This is a genomic window from Halorhodospira abdelmalekii (assembly GCF_016583625.1).
GTDB lineage: Bacteria > Pseudomonadota > Gammaproteobacteria > Nitrococcales > Halorhodospiraceae > Halorhodospira > Halorhodospira abdelmalekii.
This window is the reverse complement of record NZ_NRRN01000093.1, coordinates 1-3,378: the sequence shown is the minus strand read 5'-3', so window position 1 is coordinate 3,378 and position 3,378 is coordinate 1. Positions and strand designations below refer to the sequence as shown.

General features: G+C 60.9%; 3 protein-coding genes and 1 pseudogene. 1 reads left to right on the top strand and 3 read right to left on the bottom strand.

From position 1 onward, the window contains the following. Positions 1 to 188 (top strand): annotated as a pseudogene (locus CKO15_RS13315) (RNA-guided endonuclease TnpB family protein); the annotation flags it as partial. Positions 189 to 346: 158 nt separating this feature from the next. Here CKO15_RS13315 and CKO15_RS13310 read toward each other — a convergent pair. The 3 genes from CKO15_RS13310 to CKO15_RS13300 form a co-directional block, all read right to left on the bottom strand. Continuing rightward, positions 347 to 619: a pyocin activator PrtN family protein gene (locus CKO15_RS13310; RefSeq protein ID WP_200197217.1), complete on the bottom strand. Its 273-nt coding sequence runs from the start codon at positions 617 to 619 to the stop codon at positions 347 to 349. Between the two features lie 11 nt (positions 620 to 630). Next, complete coding sequence (locus tag CKO15_RS13305; protein WP_200197209.1) at positions 631 to 1,974, bottom strand: primase-helicase family protein; 1,344 nt, start codon at positions 1,972 to 1,974, stop codon at positions 631 to 633. Between the two features lie 414 nt (positions 1,975 to 2,388). Beyond that, positions 2,389 to 2,808, bottom strand: a complete 420-nt coding sequence (locus CKO15_RS13300) for a hypothetical protein (RefSeq protein ID WP_200197206.1) — start codon at positions 2,806 to 2,808, stop codon at positions 2,389 to 2,391. Between the last annotated feature and the right edge of the window lie 570 nt (positions 2,809 to 3,378).

Below are 3,378 nucleotides of genomic sequence, written 5' to 3'. Positions count from 1 at the left end.
TGCTAGCACGGTTGTTTGACCCGGATATTGAGCGGTTCACTCCGTTCAAGCGGGTCAAGGCGATCTTGCTGGAACGGACTGAGCGCCTCCGGTTGGGACTGCTCAACCAGGACTCCAGTTGCTCGCCTGGTCAAACCCGGGCGCTATCAACGGAGAGCGAATTACCGAATGAGCACTTTCGAGTATGAAATTCGGAGCAGCTCTACATGGAAGGCAAACCCTTGAAAACCATACATGGCCTTTTGAGCGTCGCGCCGATGATGGATCGGACCGATGTTTAGAGAAAAACAAAGGGAGTCATCCGGTTAGGCGACTCCCTTCGATTGATGTAGCAAAATTGTAGCACTCAGGCCGAAACTCGCCTCAGTTCCTCCCTCTCCTTGACCGCCTTGGACCGGCAGGTGTCGAGGTGGTCGGCCAGATCCGAGACTAGCACGAGCCATGGTGCCTTGCGACTTTTGGCGGCACGGAAGGCCGGAACCGGGAACGTGCCCTCGTTGGCCAGCCGCCGTGAGTGGGCCGGGGTGTAGCCCCAGTAGCGCTCCCCGGCCTCTTCGACGGTTAGCGTGGTGCGGTACTCGTGCTCAGCCATGAGCAGGAACAGGGTAGGGGAACGCATTGGTGGCCTCCTTAGACAGTTCCGCTGTGGCCGAAGCCGCCTGCGCCACGGGTTGTGTCGTCGAGCTGGTCGGATGGCTGGAAGCGAATCTGCACGCCGCGCCCGGTTTTTCTCTCGTCGCGGTTCCACATCGGCCTTCGCCGCAGGCCGTAGCGCTTAGCGGCAGTATTGAAAGCGGCGTGCGGGACATAGCGGCCTGCGGCTATAGTGGCCAGGTGCTGCAGCTGCTCGTTGAAAATCCGGCTGGTCCGGCCTGCAGCCGCATCGCGGGTCCATCGCTTGCAGAAGCGCTTGAGGCGGTTCCGGTCGCGACTCTCCATCACTAGCTCGTTTCGTTTCAGCAACTCATGGAAATAGCTGAGGTTGCCGACCCGCAGCGCAGCGAAGCACGCATCGAGTTCGCTATCGCAGGTCGTGATCACGGTGCGGGCAGGGTGGGGCAGTGCGCGGGCTACGCCCTGCGGGTCGAAGTGGCGATGGGCGAGGTGCGCCGCGAAGGCAGCTAGCTCGCCATTGGTCGGGTCGATCAGCAGCTCAAACTCTGATTCGGTCAGCCGCAGTCGTGCCAAGGAGGCTGGAGCGATGTTGAATCGCCGGTCTTCGGGCTTGAGGCTGAGCGGGTCCGGGTAGTCGGCGCAGAGCAGGACGTTGGTGTGGTTCGGCTGCTCGGTGCCAACCGACGGGGTGGGGTGGCGACGGACCAGCACCGGATCGTCGATCAGTGTATTCAGGTTCTGCATCAGTCGGTCAGCGCGGCGTGTCGCATGCGGATCGAAGGGGTCGACCACCACCAGCAGCGCGCGCTCAAGCTCGTCGACCGGTAGGCGGGCAGCGGCGAGGTCGGTCACCGTACAACGCACGACGTGCTCCGGGCCAAGGAGCGAGCGCAGCAAGTAGTCGGTGAGCAACCGCTTGCCCGTACCGGGCAGGCCGTGGAGCAGCCAGGCGGTGCCGATCCGGGTGCGGCCTTGGATTAGCAAGGCGAGCCAGTCTAGGAGGTGCTCCTGAACCTGCTCGTCGCCGCAGGTCAAGCTCTTGAGCAGCCGCTGGGTCAGCGGTGGAACCTCGGTCTGCGGTTCAGCGCGCAGGGCGTTACGCAGTAACGGCGTCGGCAGGAAGGTGTTAAGCCGTCGGTTCGCCCAATCAACCGAATAGCTGGCGTCTGGCTCGAAGCGCACGACCCAGTCGGGGATCGGGTCGGGCATCTCGATGCCGTGGTTGGCGGCGTAGAGCGCGAGGCGCCGTTCATCCTCAACGGGGATCAGCTCTTGCAGTTCGTCGCCGATCGCTGTAGCGGTATAGAACCGATCTCTGTGACAGTCACGCAGCACGAAGTTCGTCGTCCGTTGATCCATGAGCTGCCTCCTTTGTCCTGAGCGCTCCAGCGAGGGGGTTTCGCCGGAGCGCGTTGTGGTTTTTGCGAGGATTACAGACGTCGGCACAGCGGGCTTCGTCGGTGTCGAATATCTGAACGGAGCAGCCTTGGAGTTGCGGGTTTTTTCGGACGCCGACGGCAGAATACGGCCTGCGTTGCTGATGCAATTCGATGCTGCTGCTGTGCAATGAAGTCATTCCTCATGGTTTGTCATCTCTCCATTTTAGACCAAAGGCGGCTGGGACTACTCGGTTCGTAAGGCCGGAAGGGCAGCTTTAAGGTTCTAATTCGTAAAGGTTTTATAATTTCAGAATTAGTAAGGAAGGATTATTTTAAAAGGCCGGGTGCGGGGTGCCCGAAGGAGCCCCGAACCCGATGCTTCGTGGTGCCTCGATTAGCCAGAATGGAAGCGCCTGTATGCGGCAAGGTCTGCAAACCATTGGTCGCGGGCGAAGACGGCGCCCGAAGGGGTGAGGATTGCCTGATCGTCGCCATGGAGCGTGTCGAGGGGTATCACAGGTAAGGCAGATTGGCCGTCTATGCGCCAAGCCACAATTGGGATTCGCTCGATGCCGAGGCCGTCGATCGCATCCTCGTCTGGGAACAACTCGACGACTTCGTAACCGGGCGTGGACGGGATGACGGGTAGATAATCGACAAGTGAGATAGGAACGGACGCCTGCGTCTTTGCTGGCTGCCCATCGCCACCCTGATATTCAACCATGGTGGTATGGCAGCCGCGAGGGCGAAGTGTCCGGATGATGCGGTCGGCTGGGATGACACCGTCGCTGGTGTCAATCGCGAAGGTACTCATGGGGGTATCTCCTGTTTGAGATGGGGCGAACGTAGAGTTGAGGGCGCAGTACAGCGGGCATAGGGCGTAGTGCGGCGTTCGGAGAACTGTGGGTTGCACCGCGCCTCTGGCTTATAAGGGATTGTCATGGCGGCTTTTTACTCTGCATTGGTCCTCCTTTTTGAGAAAACACGCACTGCGTGCGATGGGGTATGACTTCGGCCTTCGGACCATGGCTGAGAACTGCGTCTCCGAACTCCGAGCTTCGAGCTACGGCGATGTGGTGCGTTGCCTGCCGGTGAGGCTTAGGGCTGTCCAAGTAGGGTGGCGAGACGTCCTGCGGGGGCTACCGTTGGCAGTTGAACCCCCATGGCCCACAGCCAACCCAGCAAGCGCGCCAGCGCTCAACTGAGTGGGCGCGTTCTGACTCTGCGTCTATGTGCTTCGGGCGACGCCCTGACTCTGCGTCTAGGTCGGGGTGCTCACTCTGCGTGGCTGGGTCCCGTTGGGTCCCATATCGGAGGGGTCGGAGTTCGAGCTGAAAACTCTGAGGTCGATCGAAGTCAGGGGCCGGTTTTGTGCTGGGTGGGG

Excerpts from the sequence above, each read along its gene's own strand:
- CKO15_RS13310 (WP_200197217.1), bottom strand. The coding sequence starts at position 619 with ATGCGTTCCCCTACCCTGTTCCTGCTCATGGCTGAGCACGAGTACCGC.
- CKO15_RS13305 (WP_200197209.1), bottom strand. The coding sequence starts at position 1,974 with ATGGATCAACGGACGACGAACTTCGTGCTGCGTGACTGTCACAGAGAT.
- CKO15_RS13300 (WP_200197206.1), bottom strand. The coding sequence starts at position 2,808 with ATGAGTACCTTCGCGATTGACACCAGCGACGGTGTCATCCCAGCCGAC.